At 65.9% G+C, this 18870-nt stretch carries 18 protein-coding genes and 1 tRNA gene; 6 read left to right on the forward strand and 13 right to left on the reverse strand.

Translation table 11 applies throughout. The annotated features are described in order from the left end of the window. Positions 1-7 precede the first annotated feature (7 nt). Positions 8-2722 carry a pyruvate dehydrogenase (acetyl-transferring), homodimeric type gene (gene aceE / locus WKW77_RS30420; protein ID WP_340360625.1) on the reverse strand — a complete coding sequence of 905 codons (2715 nt, stop codon included), beginning with the start codon at positions 2720-2722 and terminating at the stop codon, positions 8-10. Positions 2723-2950: 228 nt separating this feature from the next. Between aceE and WKW77_RS30425 the strand changes: the two genes are divergently transcribed. The 5 genes from WKW77_RS30425 to WKW77_RS30445 all read left to right on the forward strand — a co-directional run bounded on the left by WKW77_RS30425 (position 2951) and on the right by WKW77_RS30445 (position 9907). Continuing rightward, on the forward strand, positions 2951-5494 hold the full coding sequence (locus WKW77_RS30425) for a PAS domain-containing sensor histidine kinase (protein ID WP_340360626.1): 2544 nt from the start codon (positions 2951-2953) through the stop codon (positions 5492-5494). Continuing rightward, a complete protein-coding gene (locus WKW77_RS30430) occupies positions 5491-6120 on the forward strand; it encodes a response regulator transcription factor (protein ID WP_028253580.1) in 630 nt (209 codons plus the stop codon). The genes WKW77_RS30425 and WKW77_RS30430 overlap by 4 nt, the downstream gene beginning before the upstream one ends. A 72-nt stretch (positions 6121-6192) precedes the next feature. After that, the gene (folD, locus tag WKW77_RS30435; protein ID WP_340360627.1) at positions 6193-7044 is read left to right on the forward strand and encodes a bifunctional methylenetetrahydrofolate dehydrogenase/methenyltetrahydrofolate cyclohydrolase FolD; all 852 of its coding nucleotides are present in this window, start codon (positions 6193-6195) and stop codon (positions 7042-7044) included. A gap of 121 nt (positions 7045-7165) precedes the next feature. Next, positions 7166-9223 (forward strand): M3 family metallopeptidase, encoded by a 2058-nt coding sequence (locus WKW77_RS30440; RefSeq protein ID WP_340360711.1) that lies wholly within the window; start codon positions 7166-7168, stop codon positions 9221-9223. Between the two features lie 57 nt (positions 9224-9280). Further along, on the forward strand, positions 9281-9907 hold the full coding sequence (locus tag WKW77_RS30445; protein ID WP_340360628.1) for a glutaredoxin family protein: 627 nt from the start codon (positions 9281-9283) through the stop codon (positions 9905-9907). A gap of 24 nt (positions 9908-9931) precedes the next feature. Here the strand turns inward: WKW77_RS30445 and rpiA are convergent, their stop codons facing one another. After that, positions 9932-10633 carry a ribose-5-phosphate isomerase RpiA gene (rpiA, locus tag WKW77_RS30450; RefSeq protein WP_340360629.1) on the reverse strand — a complete coding sequence of 234 codons (702 nt, stop codon included), beginning with the start codon at positions 10631-10633 and terminating at the stop codon, positions 9932-9934. A 40-nt stretch (positions 10634-10673) separates the two neighbouring features. Here rpiA and WKW77_RS30455 point away from each other — a divergent pair, with 40 nt between their 5' ends. Beyond that, complete coding sequence (locus WKW77_RS30455; RefSeq protein ID WP_340360630.1) at positions 10674-11741, forward strand: quinone-dependent dihydroorotate dehydrogenase; 1068 nt, start codon at positions 10674-10676, stop codon at positions 11739-11741. Between the two features lie 9 nt (positions 11742-11750). Here WKW77_RS30455 and WKW77_RS30460 read toward each other — a convergent pair whose 3' ends face one another. From WKW77_RS30460 to iscU, 11 genes are all read right to left on the reverse strand, one after another. Continuing rightward, complete coding sequence (locus tag WKW77_RS30460) at positions 11751-12437, reverse strand: phage holin family protein (protein ID WP_340360631.1); 687 nt, start codon at positions 12435-12437, stop codon at positions 11751-11753. 42 nt (positions 12438-12479) lie between these two features. Then, on the reverse strand, positions 12480-12788 hold the full coding sequence (locus WKW77_RS30465; protein WP_340360632.1) for a glycine zipper domain-containing protein: 309 nt from the start codon (positions 12786-12788) through the stop codon (positions 12480-12482). Positions 12789-12878: 90 nt separating this feature from the next. Next, positions 12879-13976 carry an NAD(P)/FAD-dependent oxidoreductase gene (locus WKW77_RS30470; RefSeq protein ID WP_340360633.1) on the reverse strand — a complete coding sequence of 366 codons (1098 nt, stop codon included), beginning with the start codon at positions 13974-13976 and terminating at the stop codon, positions 12879-12881. Positions 13977-14006: 30 nt separating this feature from the next. After that, on the reverse strand, positions 14007-14153 hold the full coding sequence (locus WKW77_RS30475; RefSeq protein ID WP_340360634.1) for a hypothetical protein: 147 nt from the start codon (positions 14151-14153) through the stop codon (positions 14007-14009). Positions 14154-14303: 150 nt separating this feature from the next. Continuing rightward, positions 14304-14378: transfer RNA gene (locus WKW77_RS30480), tRNA-Val, on the reverse strand. 64 nt (positions 14379-14442) lie between these two features. Then, the gene (gene dnaQ / locus WKW77_RS30485; protein WP_340360635.1) at positions 14443-15162 is read right to left on the reverse strand and encodes a DNA polymerase III subunit epsilon; all 720 of its coding nucleotides are present in this window, start codon (positions 15160-15162) and stop codon (positions 14443-14445) included. Next, positions 15162-15500, reverse strand: a complete 339-nt coding sequence (fdx, locus tag WKW77_RS30490) for an ISC system 2Fe-2S type ferredoxin (protein WP_093161770.1) — start codon at positions 15498-15500, stop codon at positions 15162-15164. The genes dnaQ and fdx overlap by 1 nt, the downstream gene beginning before the upstream one ends. Positions 15501-15510: 10 nt before the next feature. Then, positions 15511-17367, reverse strand: a complete 1857-nt coding sequence (gene hscA, locus WKW77_RS30495; RefSeq protein ID WP_340360636.1) for a Fe-S protein assembly chaperone HscA — start codon at positions 17365-17367, stop codon at positions 15511-15513. Positions 17368-17460: 93 nt separating this feature from the next. Then, on the reverse strand, positions 17461-17979 hold the full coding sequence (gene hscB, locus WKW77_RS30500; protein ID WP_340360637.1) for a Fe-S protein assembly co-chaperone HscB: 519 nt from the start codon (positions 17977-17979) through the stop codon (positions 17461-17463). 149 nt (positions 17980-18128) lie between these two features. Further along, positions 18129-18452, reverse strand: a complete 324-nt coding sequence (iscA, locus tag WKW77_RS30505; protein WP_093161763.1) for an iron-sulfur cluster assembly protein IscA — start codon at positions 18450-18452, stop codon at positions 18129-18131. Position 18453: 1 nt separating this feature from the next. Further along, positions 18454-18867: a Fe-S cluster assembly scaffold IscU gene (iscU, locus tag WKW77_RS30510; protein ID WP_340360638.1), complete on the reverse strand. Its 414-nt coding sequence runs from the start codon at positions 18865-18867 to the stop codon at positions 18454-18456. Positions 18868-18870 lie beyond the last annotated feature (3 nt).

Below are 18870 nucleotides of genomic sequence, written 5' to 3' on the forward strand. Positions count from 1 at the left end.
GGTCGTTTTATGCGTAGAGCGGGTTGATCTTGTCGGCGTTGATGCCGTACTTCTTGATCGCATCGGCCACCTTTTGCGCGGGAATGGCGCCGTCCTCGGCCAGCGCCTTGAGCGCGGCCAGCACGATGTAGTGGCGGTTGATCTCGAAGTGCTCGCGCAGCTTGGCGCGGAAGTCGCTGCGGCCGAAGCCGTCGGTGCCGAGCACCTTGTAGTTGCGGCCCTTCGGGACGAAGGGGCGGATCTGCTCGGCGTAGGCCTTCATGTAGTCGGTCGATGCCACCACCGGGCCGGTGCTCGCGGCGAGCTGCTGGGCGACGAAAGGCACGCGCTGCTCTTCGGTCGGGTGCAGCAGGTTCCAGCGGTCGGCATCCTGGCCGTCGCGGGTCAGCTCGTTGAAGCTCGGGCAGCTCCACACGCCGGCGCTGACGCCCCAGTCCTTCTCGAGCAATTCCTGCGCGGCGATGCTTTCGCGCAGGATGGTGCCGCTACCGAGCAACTGCACGGCGGGCGCCTTGGCCTTGAGCGCCGGCGCCTGCTTGCACAGATACATGCCCTTGATGATCTGCTCTTCAGTGCCGGGCTGGAGGCCGGGCATCGCGTAGTTCTCGTTGAGCAGCGTGAGGTAGTAGTAGACGTTGTCCTGCTTCTCGACCATGCGCTTGAGGCCGTGGTGCAGGATCACGCCGACTTCGTGCGCGAAGGTCGGGTCGTAGCTCACGCAGTTCGGGATCGTGTTCGCGAGGATGTGGCTGTGGCCGTCCTCGTGCTGCAGGCCTTCGCCGTTCAGCGTGGTGCGGCCCGAGGTGCCGCCAAGCAGGAAGCCCCGCGCCTGCATGTCGCCCGCCGCCCAGGCGAGGTCGCCGATGCGCTGGAAGCCGAACATCGAGTAGTACACGTAGAACGGCACCATGATCCGGTTGTTCGTGCTGTACGACGTGGCCGCCGCGATCCAGCTCGACATGCCGCCGGCTTCGTTGATGCCTTCCTGCAGGATCTGGCCGGCCTTGTCTTCCTTGTAGTACATGACCTGGTCCTTGTCGACCGGGGTGTACTGCTGGCCCGCGGGGTTGTAGATGCCGACCTGGCGGAACAGGCCTTCCATGCCGAAGGTGCGTGCCTCGTCGACGAGGATCGGCACCACGCGCGGGCCGAGGGCCTGGTCGCGCAGCAACTGCGTGAGGAAGCGGACGTACGCCTGCGTGGTCGAGATCTCGCGGCCTTCGGCGGTCGGCTCCAGCACGGCCTTGAAGGTTTCGAGCGACGGCACGGTGAAGCTCTCGTCCGCCTTGGTGCGGCGATGCGGCAGGTAGCCGCCGAGGGCCTTGCGGCGCTCGTGCAGGTACTTCATTTCCGGGGTGTCGTCGGCCGGCTTGTAGAACGGCAGGTCTTCGATCTGGCTGTCCGGGATCGGGATGTTGAAGCGGTCGCGGAAGGCCTTGATGTCCTCGTCGCCGAGCTTCTTGGTCTGGTGGACAGTGTTCTTGCCTTCGCCGATCTTGCCCATGCCGAAGCCCTTGACGGTCTTGATCAGCAGCACGGTCGGCTGGCCCTTGTGATTCACGGCCGAGTGGAAGGCCGCGTAGACCTTCTGCGGATCGTGGCCGCCGCGGCGCAGCGCCCAGATGTCGTCGTCGCTCATCTTCGAGACCATCTCGAGCGTGCGCGGGTCGCGGCCGAAGAAGTGCTTGCGAACGTAAGCGCCGTCGTTGGCCTTGAACGACTGGTAGTCCCCGTCGTTGGTCTCCATCATGATCTTGCGCAGCGCGCCGTCCTTGTCACGCGCCAGCAGCGGGTCCCAGTTGCTGCCCCACAGCAGCTTGATGACGTTCCAGCCCGAACCGCGGAACTCGCCTTCGAGCTCCTGGATGATCTTGCCGTTGCCGCGCACCGGGCCGTCCAGGCGCTGCAGGTTGCAGTTGATGACGAAGACCAGGTTGTCGAGGTTCTCGCGCGCGGCCAGGCCGATGGCGCCGAGCGACTCGACTTCGTCCATTTCGCCGTCGCCGCAGAAGACCCAGACCTTGCGGTTCTCGGTGTTGGCGATGCCGCGTGCGTGCAGGTACTTGAGAAAGCGCGCCTGGTAGATCGCCATCAGCGGGCCCAGGCCCATCGACACGGTCGGGAACTGCCAGAACTCCGGCATGAGCTTTGGGTGCGGGTAGCTCGACAGGCCCTTGCCGTCCACTTCCTGACGGAAGTTGAGCAGTTGCTCTTCGGTCAGGCGGCCTTCGAGGTAGGCGCGGGCGTAGATGCCGGGCGAGACGTGCCCCTGGATGTACAGGCAGTCGCCGCCGTGGTTTTCGCTCTCGGCGTGCCAGAAGTGGTTGAAGCCGGCGCCGAACATGGTCGCCAGCGAGGCAAAGGAGCCGATGTGGCCGCCGAGGTCGCCGCCCTCGGGCGGGTGGTGGCGGTTGGCCTTCACGACCATCGCCATCGCGTTCCAGCGCATGTACGAACGCAGGCGCTCCTCGATTTCGTTGTTGCCCGGCGAGCGCTCTTCCTGGTCGGTCTCGATGGTGTTCACGTAGGCCGTGTTGGCCGAGAACGGCTTGTCGATGCTGTTCTGACGGGCATGTTCGAGGAGTTGCTCGAGCAGGAAGTGCGCCCGTTCCGGCCCCTCGCTTTCGATGACTGCCGATAGGGCATCCATCCATTCGCGCGTTTCCTGCGCGTCTTGGTCGTTCGCGGCCGAACCGAAGAGGTTCTGAGGATTCGCCGACATGCTTGTCTCCTTTTTGACAGGGGTTGTGGCAGTAATTTAGTGCCGGATTGGCAGTGCGGCGGGAGTTTCTCACAGAATTTCCGCGATTTCAAATAGTGCGTAGCGATTTCTTAATATGAAATTCACCAATGAAACCTTGATTGCGTTTTCATGGGTTTCCCCTGCCGGCCGCATTTCGAATGGACGGGTTGACACCCTGTCCGAAAGGTGATCACCTAAACTCGCCCGATGCCCTTCTCCTCCCCGATCGCGGTCGCGCGCAGCGCGGTCCACGCATCGCCGCTTTCATGGTGGCGCCGTTGGTGGCGCCGGCAGACGCCCATGCTGCAGGACGCCGTGGCGATGCTCGCGCCGCTCGCCGCCGTGCTGCTCTTTCTCGCGGCCATCGTGTCGGCCTTCTGGTACTTGCGCGCGGAGGAAATGGAGCGCGTGCAGGAATCGGTCAGGCGCGACGTCGAGTACGCGCAGCAGCGCGTTCGCATGCGCCTCCTCGAACGGCAGGAGCAACTCTCGCGGCTGGCCCGCGATGCCGCCAACCGCGAGATCGACGTCGCCGAATTCGCGAGCCGCGCCGAGTCACTGGTCAGCCAGTTTCCGGAACTGCAGGCCGTGACATGGATCGACGACCGTCGCCGCGTCAAGGCAAGCTATGCGGCGCCAAGCGTGCATCCCGCGCAGCAGCGGGCGATCGGCGAGGTGCTGCGGCCCGGCGACACCGAAAGCAGCTACGCCCTGGCACGCGAACTGGGGCAACTGGTGTACTCGCAGGCGCTCGCGGGAGGCGATCCGGCACCGATGCTGCAGCTTCACATTCCGATGTTCGACCAGGGGTTGTTCGCCGGCACGCTGCTGGGCGAGTTCTCTGTCGACGGGCTGCTGCGCTACGGCATGCCGGCGGAGGTCTCGGCGCGCTATGCGGTGTCGCTGCTCGACGCCAAGGGCGGCCTGATCGCCGGGAACACCGTCGCCAATCCCAAAGGCGCCGGCAACCGCCTGCTGCCATGGGCCGTGCATACCAACGAATACGAAGTGCCGGTGTCGCCGGTCGGCAATGGACTGGTGCTGCGCGCACAGGCCTATCGCACCTCGCAGGGCGTGGTCGGCAACGGCCTCTTCTGGCTGGTCGGCGCGCTCAGCGTGCTGACGAGTTGGATGCTGATCGGCACCTGGCGCCACACGCGGCGACGTCTGCAGGCGCAGCAGGCGCTGGTGGCCGAGACCAACTTCCGTCGCGCAATGGAGAACTCGATGCTCACCGGCATGCGCGTGCTCGACCTCGAAGGCCGCATCACCTACGTGAACGCCGCCTTCTGCGCGATGACCGGCTGGAGCGAAAACGAACTGGTCGGCCAGACGCCGCCCTTCCCCTACTGGCTGGAGTCCGACCGTGAGGTGATGAACGAGCGGCTCGAGGAAGAGCTGCACGGTCGCGCCCTGCCCGGCGGCTTCCAGGTGCGCGTGAAGCGCAAGAACGGCAGCGTCTTCAACGCGCGGCTGTACGTCTCGCCGCTGATCGATGCACGCGGACACCAGACCGGCTGGATGACCTCGATGACCGACATCACCGAGCCGACGCGCATCCGCGAGCAGCTGTCGGCTTCGTACGAGCGCTTCACCACCGTGCTGGAAGCGCTGGACGCGTCGGTGTCGGTGGCGCCGCTCGGCAGCGAAGAGCTGGTGTTCGCGAACAAGCTCTACCGCCTCTGGTTCGGGTCCAATACCGTCGGCCACTTGAACATGGTGGCGCAAGCGGGGGTGCCGGCTTCACATGCCCGCGACGAGGAGCTCGACGACGTGGACCCCTTCGCCGGACTGCCGATCGATCAGCTCACCGCGGCCCAGCCGGCCAACAACGAGATCTTCGTGCCCGAACTCGGGAAGTGGCTGGAGGTGCGCTCGCGCTACCTGACCTGGGTCGACGGCCGCCTGGCGCAACTCGTGATCGCGACCGACATCACGCCGCGCCGCGACGCCGAGGATCTCGCAGCGGCGCAGGCCGACCGCGCGCACGCCGCGAGCCGCCTGATCACGATGGGCGAAATGGCCTCCAGCGTGGCCCATGAACTCAACCAGCCGCTGACCGCCATCACCAACTACTGCAACGGCATGATGTCGCGGATCAAGGGGAACCAGATCGATTCCGACGCCCTGCTCGCGGCGCTGGACAAGACATCCAAGCAGGCCCAGCGCGCCGGCCAGATCATCCAGCGCATCCGCTCCTTCGTGAAGCGCAGCGAGCCCAACCGCACACCGGCCGAAGTGGCGATGATGGTCAGCGAAGCGGTCGAATTGGCGGGCATCGAGTTGCGCCGCCGCAACGTGCGCCTGAACCACTACGTCGCCGCGCGCCTGCCGGTGCTGCGCGTCGACCCGATCCTGATCGAGCAGGTGATGGTCAACCTGCTGAAGAACGCCGCCGAATCCATCGACCTCGCCAACCGGCCTCTGGCACGCCGCAGCGTGGAGCTGCGGGTGCTGCCGAAGATCATCGAGGGGCACAACGCGGTCGAGTTCTCGGTCCAGGACACCGGCATGGGGCTTTCGCCCGAAGTCATGGAGCGCTTGTACGAGGCGTTCTTCTCCACCAAACCCGAAGGCATGGGGATCGGTCTGAACCTGTGCCGAACGATCGTCGAATCCCACCGGGGCCGAATGCAGGCGGAGAACATCTACAATGGTCCGGATGTGGTCGGATGCCGTTTTTCCTTCTGGATTCCGGTGTTAGACGCTATCGATTCAGTAGCAAGCAACGAGGCGAAGGTACCTGCATGAGTTTGATTCCCAAGAAGGGCACGGTGTATGTCGTTGATGACGACGAGGCAGTTCGTGATTCGTTGCAATGGCTTCTCGAAGGCAAGGACTACCGGGTCCGCTGCTTCGATTCGGCCGAGTCGTTCCTCTCCCGCTACGACCCGCGCGAAGTCGCCTGCCTGATCGTCGACATCCGCATGGGCGGCATGTCAGGCATCGAACTGCAGGACCGGCTGATCGAACGCCGCTCCCCCCTGCCCATCGTGGTCATCACCGGTCACGGCGACGTGCCCATGGCGGTGGACAGCATGAAGAAGGGTGCGATGGATTTCATCCAGAAGCCCTTCAACGACGAGGCGCTGGTCGCACTGGTCGAGCGGATGCTCGAACACGCCCGCGGTGCCTTCGCCCAGCATCAGCAATCCGCCAGCCGTGACGCCCTGCTGTCGAAGCTCACGGGCCGCGAGGCGCAGGTTCTGGAACGCATCGTCGCAGGTCGACTCAACAAACAGATCGCCGACGACCTCGGCATCAGCATCAAGACGGTGGAGGCGCACCGCGCCAACATCATGGAAAAGCTCAACGCCAACACCGTGGCCGATCTGCTGAAGATCGCGCTCGGCCAGGCGGCGCCCGCCAAGGCCTAGCAGCCCAACGGCCACCCTCTCGCACCCTACGCCTGCGCAAGCGGGCGTTTTTACTTGGAAAACAGGAAAACGATGACAGCCCAACTGATCGACGGCAACGCGCTGTCCCGAAAAATTCGCGCGGACGTGTCCGGCCGCATCGCGGCGCTCAAGGCGAGCGGCGTCGAACCCACGCTCGCGATCGTGCTGGTGGGCGACGATCCGGCAAGCCAGGTCTACGTCAAGCACAAGGTCAACGACAGCAGCGAGACCGGCCTCACCGCCAACCTCGAGCGCTACCCGGCGAGCATGACCGAAGCCGACCTGCTCGCCCGCATCCATGCGCTCAACGAGGACCCCAAGGTGCACGGCATCCTCGTCCAGCTGCCGCTGCCGCCGCACATGGACAGCCACCGCGTCATCGAGGCGATCTCGCCCGCCAAGGACGTGGACGGCTTCCACGTCGCGAGCGCCGGGGCACTCATGGTCGGCCAGCCGGGCTTCTGGCCCTGCACGCCGCACGGCTGCATGAAGATGCTCGAATCGATCGGCTACGACCTGCGCGGCAAGCATGCGGTGGTCATCGGGCGCAGCAACATCGTGGGCAAGCCGATGGCGATGATGCTGCTGGCCAAGAATGCCACGGTCACCATCTGCCACAGCGCGACGAAGGACCTCGGCGCGATCACGCGGCAGGCCGACGTGGTGGTCGCTGCCGTGGGCAGACGCAACATCCTGACGGCAGACATGGTCAAGCCCGGTGCGGTCATCATCGATGTCGGCATGAACCGCAAGGAAGACGGCAAGCTCGCGGGCGATGTCGATTTCGACGGCGTCAAGGATGTCGCGAGCTGGATCACTCCCGTGCCCGGCGGCGTCGGGCCGATGACCCGCGCCATGCTGCTCGCCAACACACTTGAAGCCGCCGAACGCGCCGCAAGATAAAGACCACCCCGTTGCTTGCTCACTGCGTGTAGCCGCCTCCCCCTCGAGGGGCGTCACCGGCGGCCCGGCAGAGCCGGTTCCGCGGTGACTCCCGAACGGTCTTCGCTTCGCTCGACCTGGAATTGACATGACTGACAACCCGCTTCTCGACTTTGCTGATCTTCCCCTGTTCGACCGGATCCGGCCTGCGCACGTGTCGCCGGCGGTCGATGCCCTGCTGGCGGAGGCCGAGGCTGCGCTGCAGACCGTGACCGCGCCGGAGTTTCCGGCGGATTGGCTGGCGATCTCCCGGGTGCTCGACGTGGCGTCCGAGCGCTTCAGCCGTGCATGGGGTGCGGTGGGCCATCTCAATGCGGTTGCCGACACGCCCGAGCTGCGCGCCGCCTACAACGAGGCGATGCCGCGCGTGACCGCCTTCTGGACGCGCCTCGGCTCCGACGAGCGCCTCTACGCCAAGTACAAGGCGATCGATCCCGCCACGCTCAATGCAGAGCAGCGCCAGGCGCATCACAACGCGATCCGCAACTTCGTGTTGGGCGGTGCGGAACTGCAGGGCGCGGCCAAGTCTCGCTTCGCAGAGATCCAGGAGCGCCAGGCCGAACTGAGCCAGAAATTCAGCGAGCACGCGCTCGACGCCACCGATGCCTTCGCCTACTACGCTTCGGCCGGAGAGCTCGAAGGGCTGCCGGACGATGTGGTCAGCGCCGCTCGTACGGCCGCGGAGGCCGAGGGCAAGCAAGGCTACAAGCTCACGCTGAAGATGCCCTCCTACCTGCCGGTGATGCAGTTCGCCAAGAGCACCGCGCTGCGCGAACGGCTCTATCGCGCCTACGTCACCCGCGCGAGCGAACTCGGCGATCCGGCCTTCGACAACACCGAGCTGATCCGTGAGATCCTCGAATTGCGCCAGGAAGAAGCCAAGCTGCTCGGCTACGCGAATTTCGGCGAGCTCTCGATCGTTCCGAAGATGGCGGAATCCGCCGACCAGGTGATCAAGTTCCTGCGCGATCTGGCTGGCAAGGCCAAGCCATATGGCGAACGCGACCTGGCCGACCTGCGCGTCTTCGCGGCCGAGCAGCTCGGCATCACCGATCCGCAGCCCTGGGACTGGAGCTACATCGGCGAAAAGCTCAAGGAAGCGCGCTACGCCTTCAGCGACCAGGAAGTCAAGCAGTACTTCACCGCGCCGAAGGTCATGGCGGGCTTGTTCAAGATCGTCGAGACGCTGTTCGAGGTGTCGATCCACCGGGACCAGGCGCCGGTCTGGCACCCGAGCGTCGAGTTCTACCGGATCGAACGCAACGGCCAGAAGGTCGGTCAGTTCTACCTTGATCCGTCGGCACGGGCGGCCAAGCGTGGCGGTGCCTGGATGGACGACGTTCGCGCGCGGTGGCTGCGCCCCGACAACGGCGCGCTTCAGACGCCGGTCGCACAGTTGGTCTGCAATTTCGCCGAAGGCGTCGACGGCAAGCCGCCGCTGCTCACGCATGACGACGTGACCACGCTCTTCCATGAGTTCGGCCACGGCCTGCATCACATGCTCACGCAGATCAACGAGCGCGATGTCTCCGGCATCAGCGGCGTGGAGTGGGATGCGGTCGAACTGCCCAGCCAGTTCATGGAGAACTTCTGCTGGGAGTGGGACGTGCTTGCCCACATGACCTCGCATGTCGACACCGGCGAGCCCCTGCCACGCGCGCTGTTCGACAAGATGACGGCGGCCAAGAACTTCCAGAGCGGCCTGCAGACGCTGCGGCAGATCGAGTTCTCGCTGTTCGACATGCTGCTCCACACCGCCTACGACGCCACGACCGCCACGCCCGGCGACGTGATGGCGCTGCTCGGCGAGGTGCGCCAGGAAGTGGCGGTCATGCCCTCGCCGGCGTTCAGCCGCACGCCCCATACCTTCAGCCACATCTTCTCGGGCGGCTATGCGGCCGGCTACTACAGCTACAAGTGGGCCGAGGTGCTGAGCGCCGACGCCTACGCCGCGTTCGAGGAAACTGCCGGCGCCAACGGCGAGCCGAGCATCGAGACGGGTCGCAAGTATCGGCAGGCCATTCTCGAAGCGGGCGGCAGCCGCACCGCGATGGAGTCGTTCAAGGCCTTCCGCGGCCGCGAACCGCAGATCGACGCCCTGCTGCGCCATCAGGGCATGACGGAACCGCAGCCCGCGTGAGGCCGGCCCTTGGCGGAGCCTGAGATACTCGGCGGCATCCGATTCCGGGAGACCTCGATGAAACACCGCTTCGCCATCGCCAGCCTTGCCTTCCTGCTGGTCGCCACGTCGTCCTTCGCCCAGGCGGTTTACCGCCAGGTCGACAAGGACGGGCGCGTGACCTTCTCCGATCAGCCCCCGACTGCTTCTTCGCAGCCCGCCACCCCGCGAGCCGGCAATACCGTCAGTTCAGCCGTGGGCCTGCCCTACGAATTGCGGCAGGTGACCCAGCGCTACCCCGTCACGCTCTACACCGGCGACGAGTGCGGCCCCTGCACCGCAGCGCGTTCGCTGCTGACCACGCGCGGCGTGCCATTCAGCGAGCGCACGGTCAAGAGCAACGAGGACATCACCGCGCTGCAGCGCCTGAGCGGACAGAATGGCCTCCCGTTGCTCACGATCGGCTCTCAACAGCTCAAGGGTTTCTCGGACAGCGAGTGGTCGCAATACCTCGACGCGGCAGGCTATCCGAAGAGTTCGCAACTGCCTGGCGGCTACCAGAATCCCCCGGCCCAGCCCCTGGTGGCGCTGGCGCCCGCTGCGCAGCCCGCCCCCGCCGCGGCGCCGACGCCTGCCGCGACTCCGGTCCCCGCGACCTCATCCAACGAGCCGTCGCCGAGCAATCCGGCCGGCATCAAGTTCTGAGAGCGCCCGGAGGCTGCCTCGGCCTCAACCGAACCGCATCGTCCGCACGCCGGACGATGTCCCCAGCAGGCACACGCTGGCCCGCTGGCGAGCGAAGACCCCCACCGTGATCACCCCGGGCCACTGGTTCACCTCCGTCTCGAAACCGAGCGGATCGGTGATCCGGAGGCCAGTGACGTCGACGATGTGCTGGCCGTTGTCGGTCACGAGCGGCGCACCGTCCTTGCGCCGCACCTGCGCCTGCCCACCCAGGCGCGCGAACTGGCGAATCACGCGCTGGGTCGCCATGGGGATCACCTCGACCGGGAGCGGGAACGCCCCGAGCGTATTGACCAGCTTGGACGAGTCGGCGATGCAGACGAACCGGCGCGACTGCGCCGCCACGATCTTCTCGCGCGTCAGCGCCGCGCCGCCGCCCTTGATCATGTAGCCGCGGCCGTCGATCTCGTCGGCGCCGTCGATGTAGACCGCCAGTTCTTCGACCTCGTTGCTGTCGAAGACCGGGATGCCAAGCGCCTGAAGACGCTCGGTCGATGCCACCGAGCTGGAGACCGCGCCCCGGATCTGCGTCTTGAGGGTCGCGAGCGCGTCGATGAACTTGTTCACCGTCGAGCCGGTGCCGACCCCGACGATCTCGCCCTTGACCACGTAATCCAGCGCGGCGAGGCCGACCTGCGCCTTGAGTTCGTCCTGGGTCAGGGCCGGAGCCGGAGCGGGGGAAGTCATCGGGGAAAATCCTTGGCTGATTGAAGTCGAGAATTATCCGATGCCCCTGCTGTTGCCCTCGTCGCTTTATGGACTTGCCCGTCCGTTCCTGTTCGGTATGGATCCCGAGCATGCCCACGAAATCACCCTGGATGCGCTAGCGCGCACGCAGAACACACCGCTTGCCTGCGTCTACGCCGCGCCGCGCGTGGAAGACCGGGTCACGCTCGCGGGACTGACCTTTCCGAACCGGGTGGGGCTCGCGGCCGGACTCGACAAGAATGCTCGCTGCATCGACGCCTTCGCCTCGATGGGCTTCGGCTTCGTGGAAGTGGGCACGGTCACGCCCAAGGCGCAGCCGGGCAACCCCAAGCCGCGCATGTTCAGGCTGCCCGAGCGCAACGCCCTCATCAATCGCCTGGGGTTCAACAACGAGGGGCTCGAAGCCTTCATTGCGAACGTGCAACGCGCCCGCTTTCGTCGCAACGCATCGAAGGTCCCGATGCTTCTCGGCCTCAACATCGGCAAGAACGCAGCCACCCCGATCGAGCGCGCGGTGGACGATTACCTGATCGGCCTCGACGGCGTGTACCCGCATGCCGACTACGTGACGATCAACATTTCGAGCCCCAATACGGCGAACCTCCGCTCGCTCCAGAGCGATGAAGCCCTGGATGCACTCCTTGGCGCCGTGGCCGACAAGCGCGAGGCACTCGCCGCACGTCAAGGCAAGCGGGTGCCCCTGTTCGTGAAGATCGCGCCCGATCTCGACGAGGCCCAGGTCAAGGTGATTGCGGCCACGCTGCTGCGCCATGGGATGGATGGCGTCATCGCCACCAACACGACGCTGTCGCGCGAAGCGGTGGCCGGCCTGCAGCATGCCCAGGAAGCTGGCGGCCTGTCGGGCGCGCCGGTCAGGGAAGCCAGCAACCGCGTCATCTCGCAGTTGCGGGCCGCGCTGGGAAGCAAGTTCCCGATCATCGGAGTCGGCGGCGTGCTGAGCGCGGCCGATGCCAAGTCGAAGATGGATGCCGGTGCGGACGTGGTGCAGATCTACACCGGCCTGATCTATCGGGGGCCGGGGCTGGTCCGGCAGGTTGCCCAGGCGCTGCGCCGCGGCGACGCCTGAGCGCAGGGGTCAGCGCATCCGCCAGAGGACTGGCACGATCACGCTGGCCCAGCGCACGATGCGGCGCGGCCCGAGCACCGCGACCACCGCCGCCGCAGCCACGCCGGTCGCGACCGGGTGCTCGCGCGCGATGCGCATCGCGGCGGCACTGGGGGTTTCGTTCGGCACCGGCGCTTCACCCTTGCCCGACGAAGCCGCTTCGAGCGTGGCGATGCGCACCCGCTGCTTCTCGATACGCACCAGCAATTCCTCGCGGGTGAGGGGGCGGCGTTCGCGCTGCGCTGCGCCGTGGTTTCCCTTTCCGAGACTTTGACGCAGCCAGGCCCGGTCGCGCTCGAACTCGCGGAGAACCGGCTCGAAAGCCGACGACGACTTGCCCGTCATCGACAGGAGTGCGATCACCGAGGCCAGCCAGAGCGCCACCCAGACCAACGCGACCAGCCAGGCGGCCAGTGCACGATGCGGCGTATCCCAGAAGTGGACGACGATGGCCACGGACAGAAGTGCGATCGCGATCGTGGTGAGCCCGACCACCGCGATGACGAGCCCGAGCATCCATCGCAGACGCTTCTTTTCGTCTTCCCAGGCAAAGCGCAGGAGTTCGGCACGGTCTTCGGCCGCCAGGGCACCCTCGCCGATCAGGATTCGCAGACGTCGAAGCTGGGACTTGATCCCGAAAAGCGACGACAGCCTCATGCGCCGGCCTCGCGAGCCTCGGCAGCGCTGGGGCGAAGGAACTCAGCGGCGGCCAAGCAGCAGGCCCACCAGCACACCCACCGCCAGTGCTGCGCCGGCGATCTGCCAAGGCTCGTCATGGGCGTAGGCGTTGGCGCTGGTAGCCGCCTCGCGCGCCTTCTGGGCGGCGACGCGGCTCTTCTCTGCTGCCAATTCGCGCGCGATCGCCAGCTTGCTGTCGATGCGCTGGCGAAGCGCCTTGATGTGAGGGACCGAATCGAGATCCTTGCTGGCGAGCACGCCACGCACGTCGCTCGCGATGTCTTCAGCCACGGCGTTGGCGGCCGCTTCGAGGTTGGTGGTTGCAGTCATTGAAAAAGGTCCTCCTCAACGCGCCGGCACCGCGCCGGCAGCTCACGCCGACAAACGACGCACCGCCGCATGGTACATGCCCGCGCGCGTCTACGACAGCAGTTCAGCCACCTGACGGGCAATGGCCAGGCTGCTCGTCAGGCCCGGCGATTCGATCCCGAACAGGTTGACCAGACCCGGCACGCCATGGTCGGCCGGCCCGGAAATCACGAAGTCGGCCACCGCATCGGCCGGGCCCGAAATCTTGGGACGCATGCCCGCGTAGCCGGGCTGGAGCGCACCATCGGGCAGGCCGGGCCAGTATCTGCGAACCTCTGCGTAGAAGCCCAGGCCGCGGGCAGGATCGACCACAAGATCGTCCGGACGATCCACCCACTGCACGTCAGGCCCGAACTTGGCCTGGCCACCCAGGTCGAGCGTGAGATGCACTCCGAGCCCGGCCGCCTCCGGTACGGGGTAAATCAACCTGCTGAACGGTGCCCTCCCCGACAAGGTGAAGTAGCTTCCCTTTGCATAAAAGGCCTGCGGCACGGCTTCCGGAGCAAGCCCTTCGAATCGCCGCGCCAATAGCGGGGCCGAGAGTCCCGCCGCATTCACCACGCCGTTGCAGCGCAGGCGGGTGCCGTCGTCGGTCGTCAGCACGATCCCCTCGTTCGTGCAGGCGGCGCTCGCGACACCCGACTTGAGAGCGACGACACCTCCCGCGTGCTCCAGATCGGCCTGCAGGCTCAACATGAACGCATGACTGTCCACGATGCCCGTGCTGGGGGAAAGAAGCGCTGCGGTGCACGCCAGATGCGGCTCCAGCGCACGCGCTTCTTCGCGGGAGAGGAGAACCATGTCGTCCACACCGTTGGCAGCGGCCTTGGCCATGATGACGGTGAGCTGGTCGACCTGAGGATCCGAGGTCGCCACGATGAGCTTGCCGCAGCGACGGTGCGGCACGCCGCGCTCATGGGCATAGGCATAGAGCAGCTTCTTGCCTTCGACGCACAGCCGCGCTTTCAACGAGCCCTTGGCGTAGTAGATGCCGGCGTGGATCACTTCGCTGTTGCGAGAGCTCGTGCCGGTGCCGATGGCCCCTTCGGTCTCGAGCACGATGACATCGCGCCCCTGCAACGCGAGGGCCCGCGCTGCGGCCAGACCGACTACGCCAGCGCCGATGACGGCGCAATCGAATTCATCCATGACGCAAGGATAGCGGCGCGCGGCCGCCGCTCACGCCGGCTTGCCTACGGACGCTGTCCGGGGAAGCGCGAGATCGCCCGGCGGCGTCGCCGGCCCCTGATCGGGCTCGACGGGCAATTCCGGAAGATCCGGCGGATCGGGGGAGATGGGAGGCGGAAGATCGGGACTGGTCGCCATGGCGGTTCTCCTTCAACCACAGCCCTCGTTCTACGGGAGGTGACAGCGCGACGCAACAGGCCAGGCGCGCGACTTCAGGCGGACTCGCGCCGACTGCTTCGCAAACGCGCAGCCATGCTGCCGGAAGAACAAGAACCTGGGAGGGGAAATTGGTGGGCGGTGCAGGCTTCGAACCTGCGACCCCAGCAGTGTGAATGCTGTGCTCTACCCCTGAGCTAACCGCCCGAAGCGCCGGCGAGGATGCCTGCGCTGTCTTGGAATTTCGTACCGTTCGGTGCGAAGCCTGCGATTATGCCACAGCCATTTCGCCGATCTTGCGAAATAGCGTCCGACCGCTGCTACTTTTGTCGAGCTGCACCAGAACTTCCTCGTGCGCAGCCAGTTCGTGCTCCGCGGCAACCAGCACCGGCAACTCGAAAGTGCGCAGGTCGACGATCAACACAGCGCCTTGCTGGGGCTCGTCGGCCGCGACGTCGATCAGGAGTGCATCCTGTCCGCGCGTCAGGTTGATGTAGACGTCCGCGAGCAGTTGCGCATCCAGCTTTGCGCCGTGGAAGGTGCGGTTCGAGCGATCCACGCCGAAGCGATCGCACAGCGCATCCAGCGAGTTGCGCTTGCCGGGGTAGACCGACTTCGCCATCGCCAGCGTGTCGGTCACCTCGGAAACGAAGCTGCGCAGCGGCGCAAGCCCTGCCAGTTCGAACTCCTTGTTCAGGAAGCCAACGTCGAACGCCGCGTTGTGAATGATCAGCTCGGCACCGCGCAGGTACTCCACGATGTCGTTGGCCAGGGTGCCGAACTTCGGCTTGTCCCGCAGGAAGTCGGTGGTCAGGCCGTGCACCTTGAGCGCGTCCTCGTGGCTTTCGCGCTCAGGATTGAAGTAGATGTGCAGGTCGTTGCCGGTGAGCTTGCGGTTTAACAGCTCGACGCATCCCAGTTCGATGATGCGGTCGCCGTTCTCGGCGGACAGGCCAGTGGTTTCGGTGTCGAGGACGATCTGCCGGGTCATCAATGATTTTCTTTGGCGTGATTGATGGAGTACTTCGGAATTTCAACCGTGAGGTCCGATTGTGCAAGGATCGCCTGGCAGCTCAGGCGCGATTGCGGCTCCAGGCCCCAGGCGCGGTCGAGCAGGTCCTCTTCCTCTTCCTCCGCCTCGTTCAGGGACTCGAAGCCCTTGCGCACGATCACGTGACAGGTGGTGCAGGCGCAGCTCATTTCGCAGGCGTGCTCGATGTGGATGTCGTTCTCGAGGAGCGCTTCGCAGATCGAGGTGCCGGCGGGCGCGGTGATCTCGGCGCCCTCGGGACAGTACTCGGCGTGGGGGAGGATCTTGATCGTGGGCATGAAGTGTTCTTTAGAGGGACTCGATCTGGCGGCCCGCGAGCGCACGCGTGATGCCGGCATTCATGCGCCGGGCGGCGAACGACTCGGTGCCGTCGGCGAGCGCCTTGGTGGCGGCCTCGATCACGCCAGCGTTGCCCGAGGACTGCGCGCGGCGCAGCGCATCCATCAGCGTGTCGATATCGTCGCGCTCTTCCGAGGACAGGAGAGCACCGTCGGCATCAAGTGCGCTTTGTGTGGCCAGCAGCATGCGGTCGGCATCCACGCGGGCTTCGACGAGCGCGCGGGCCTGCATGTCCTGCTGCGCGGTGGAGAAGCTCTCCCGCAGCATGGTGGCGATCTGGTCGTCGGAAAGCCCGTAGGAGGGCTTGACGGTGACGCTCGCCTCGACACCGCTGCCCTGCTCCTTCGCGCTGACGCTCAGCAGTCCGTCCGCATCGACGGTGAAGGTCACGCGGATCCGCGCCGCACCGGCGGCCATCGGCGGAATGCCGCGCAATTCGAAGCGCGCGAGGCTGCGGCAGTCGGCGACCAGATCGCGCTCGCCCTGCACGACGTGGAGCGCCAAGGCCGTCTGGCCGTCCACGTAAGTCGTGAAGTCCTGCGCCATCGCGGTCGGGATGGTCTGGTTGCGCGGCACGATGCGCTCGACCAGTCCGCCCATGGTCTCGATCCCGAGCGAGAGCGGGATCACGTCGAGCAGCAGCAGGTCATCGGCGCCGCCATTGCCGGCCAGCTGATGGGCCTGGATCGAAGCGCCGAGGGCCACGACCTCGTCGGGGTTCAGGTTCGTCAGCGGTTCGCGGCCGAAGAACTTGCCGACGGCATTGCGGATCTGCGGCATGCGCGTCGCGCCGCCGACGAGCACGATGCCCTTGAGTTCGGCCGGCTGGAGCCGCGCATCGCGCAGCGCCTTGCGCACCGATGCGATGGTGCGCGCTGTGAGCTTTTCCGTCACGGATTCGAACTGCTCGCGCCGCACTTCGAACTGGATGTCCCCCGCCTGCAGGTGCGCCGAAAAGACCGCCGAATCCGTCGAGGAAAGCGCTTCCTTGGTCGCCCTGGCGGCCACCAGCAGCGCGGCCTTGTCTGCATCGCTGACCGCCTTGAGGCCCGTCTGCGCGAGGACGAATTCGGCCAGCGCGTCGTCATAGTCATCGCCGCCCAGGGCCGAGTCGCCGCCGGTCGCGATCACCTCGAAAACGCCCTGCGTCAACCGCAGGATCGAAATGTCGAAGGTGCCGCCACCGAGGTCGTAGACCGCATAGACGCCTTCGCTCGCGTTGTCGAGCCCGTAGGCGATCGCCGCGGCCGTGGGCTCGCTGATCAGGCGCAGCACATGGAGGCCGGCCAGCTGCGCGGCATCCTTGGTCGCCTGGCGCTGGCCTTCGTCGAAGTACGCGGGGACGGTGATCACCGCACCGTACAGGTCATCGTTGAAGGTGTCTTCGGCACGGTAGCGCAGCGTCGCGAGGATCTCGGCGCTGACTTCGATCGGCGACTTCACGCCAGCGGCGGTCAGGACGCGGACCATGCCGGCCTCGTCCGTGAGGTGGTAGGCCATCGCGTCGCGATTGCCGATGTCCTGGACGCCGCGTCCCATCAACCGCTTGACCGAGGTGATCACGTTCGCGGGATCTTCGGCGCGCGCTGCCAGGGCGTCGAAGCCGATCTGCCGGCGGTCCTTGTCGAGGTAGCGGACGGCCGACGGCAGGATGACGCGGCCCTCTCCATCGGGCAGGCATTCGGCCACGCCATTGCGGACAGCGGCGACCAGCGAATGCGTCGTGCCGAGGTCGATGCCGACGGCGATGCGGCGCTGGTGCGGGTCGGGCGCCTGGCCGGGTTCTGAAATCTGGAGCAAAGCCATCAGGCCTCCCGCCGGGCCGCCCCAAGGGAGGCCTGCGCCCCCTCGGGGGACAGCGAATACACGAAGTGACGAGCGTGGGGGTGGTTCATCGCGCTATTGTCCCAATTGGTCCGACTTGGACTCGATGTCCTCGGCAAAGCGCTCAATGAACATGAGGGCTCTGATCTGCTTGGCCGCTGCCGGGTAGTCGCCCTTTTCGTCGATCAGCCAGTCGAGCGACGACAGCGCGCGGGCGCGGCCCGCTTCGACTTCGGCGCGAAGCTTCCCGATCGCAGCATCGCTTTCCGCCTCTTCGAGTTCTTCTCGCCATTCGATCTGGTGCATCAGGAAGTCCGCCGGCATCGCCGTGTTGTTCTCGGCATTGATCGGCGCACCGTTGAGCCCGCAGAGATAGGTCGCGCGCTTGATCGGGTCCTTGAGCCGCTGGTAGGCCTCGTTGATCCGCACCGACCATTGCATGGCAACGCGCTGCGCTGCGGCTCCCTGCGCAGCAAAGCGATCCGGGTGCGCTTCTCGCTGAAGCTCCTTCCAACGGGCATCCAGCGCGGCGCGATCCTGCGCGAAGGTCGCCGGAACGGCGAACAGGTCAAAGTCGGTATCTGTCAGGTTCATCAGGCAGGTCGCCGGGCCGCCCCTAGGCCTGCCTGCGCCCCCTAGGGGGGCAGAGAGGACACGAAGTGCCGAACGTGGGGGCAAGCATGATTGCTAAAAAGCCGCCAGCACGTGACATGGTGGCGGCTCGGGCTCGAAGCCGGGTGAAATCAGATGCGGAAGCTCTCGCCGCAACCACAGCGGTCGCGCTCGTTCGGGTTGTTGAACTTGAAGCCCTCGTTGAGGCCTTCCCGAACGAAGTCCAACTGCGTTCCGTCGAGGTAGGCGAGACTTTTGGGGTCGACCAGCACCTTCACGCCGTGGTCTTCGAAGACCACGTCTTCGGGCGAAAGCTCGTCCACGTACTCGAGCTTGTAGGCCAGCCCCGAGCACCCGGTGGTCTTGACGCCCAGCCGCACCCCCACGCCCTTGCCTCGCTTGCCGAGGTAGCGGGTGACGTGACGGGCGGCGGATTCGGTCAGGGTCACAGCCATGTCAGTGTGCAGCCTCCGCCGCATTCGTGGCGGCGCCATGCTTGGCCTTGTAGTCGTTGACTGCCGCCTTGATCGCGTCTTCCGCGAGGATCGAGCAGTGGATCTTCACCGGCGGCAGCGCCAGTTCCTCGGCGATCTGCGCGTTCTTCAGCGCGGCCGCTTCGTCGAGCGTCTTGCCCTTGACCCATTCGGTCACGAGCGAGGACGAGGCGATCGCCGAACCGCAGCCGTAGGTCTTGAAGCGCGCATCCTCGATCACGCCCGTTTCGGGGTTGACCTTGATCTGCAGCTTCATGACGTCGCCGCAAGCCGGTGCGCCGACCATGCCGGTGCCCACCGTCGTGTCGCCCTTTTCGAAAGAGCCGACGTTGCGGGGATTTTCGTAGTGGTCAATGACCTTCGATGAATAAGCCATGGG

Origin of the sequence: Variovorax ureilyticus (assembly GCF_037889935.1) — a bacterium.
Classification (GTDB): Bacteria; Pseudomonadota; Gammaproteobacteria; order Burkholderiales; family Burkholderiaceae_C; genus Variovorax; species Variovorax ureilyticus.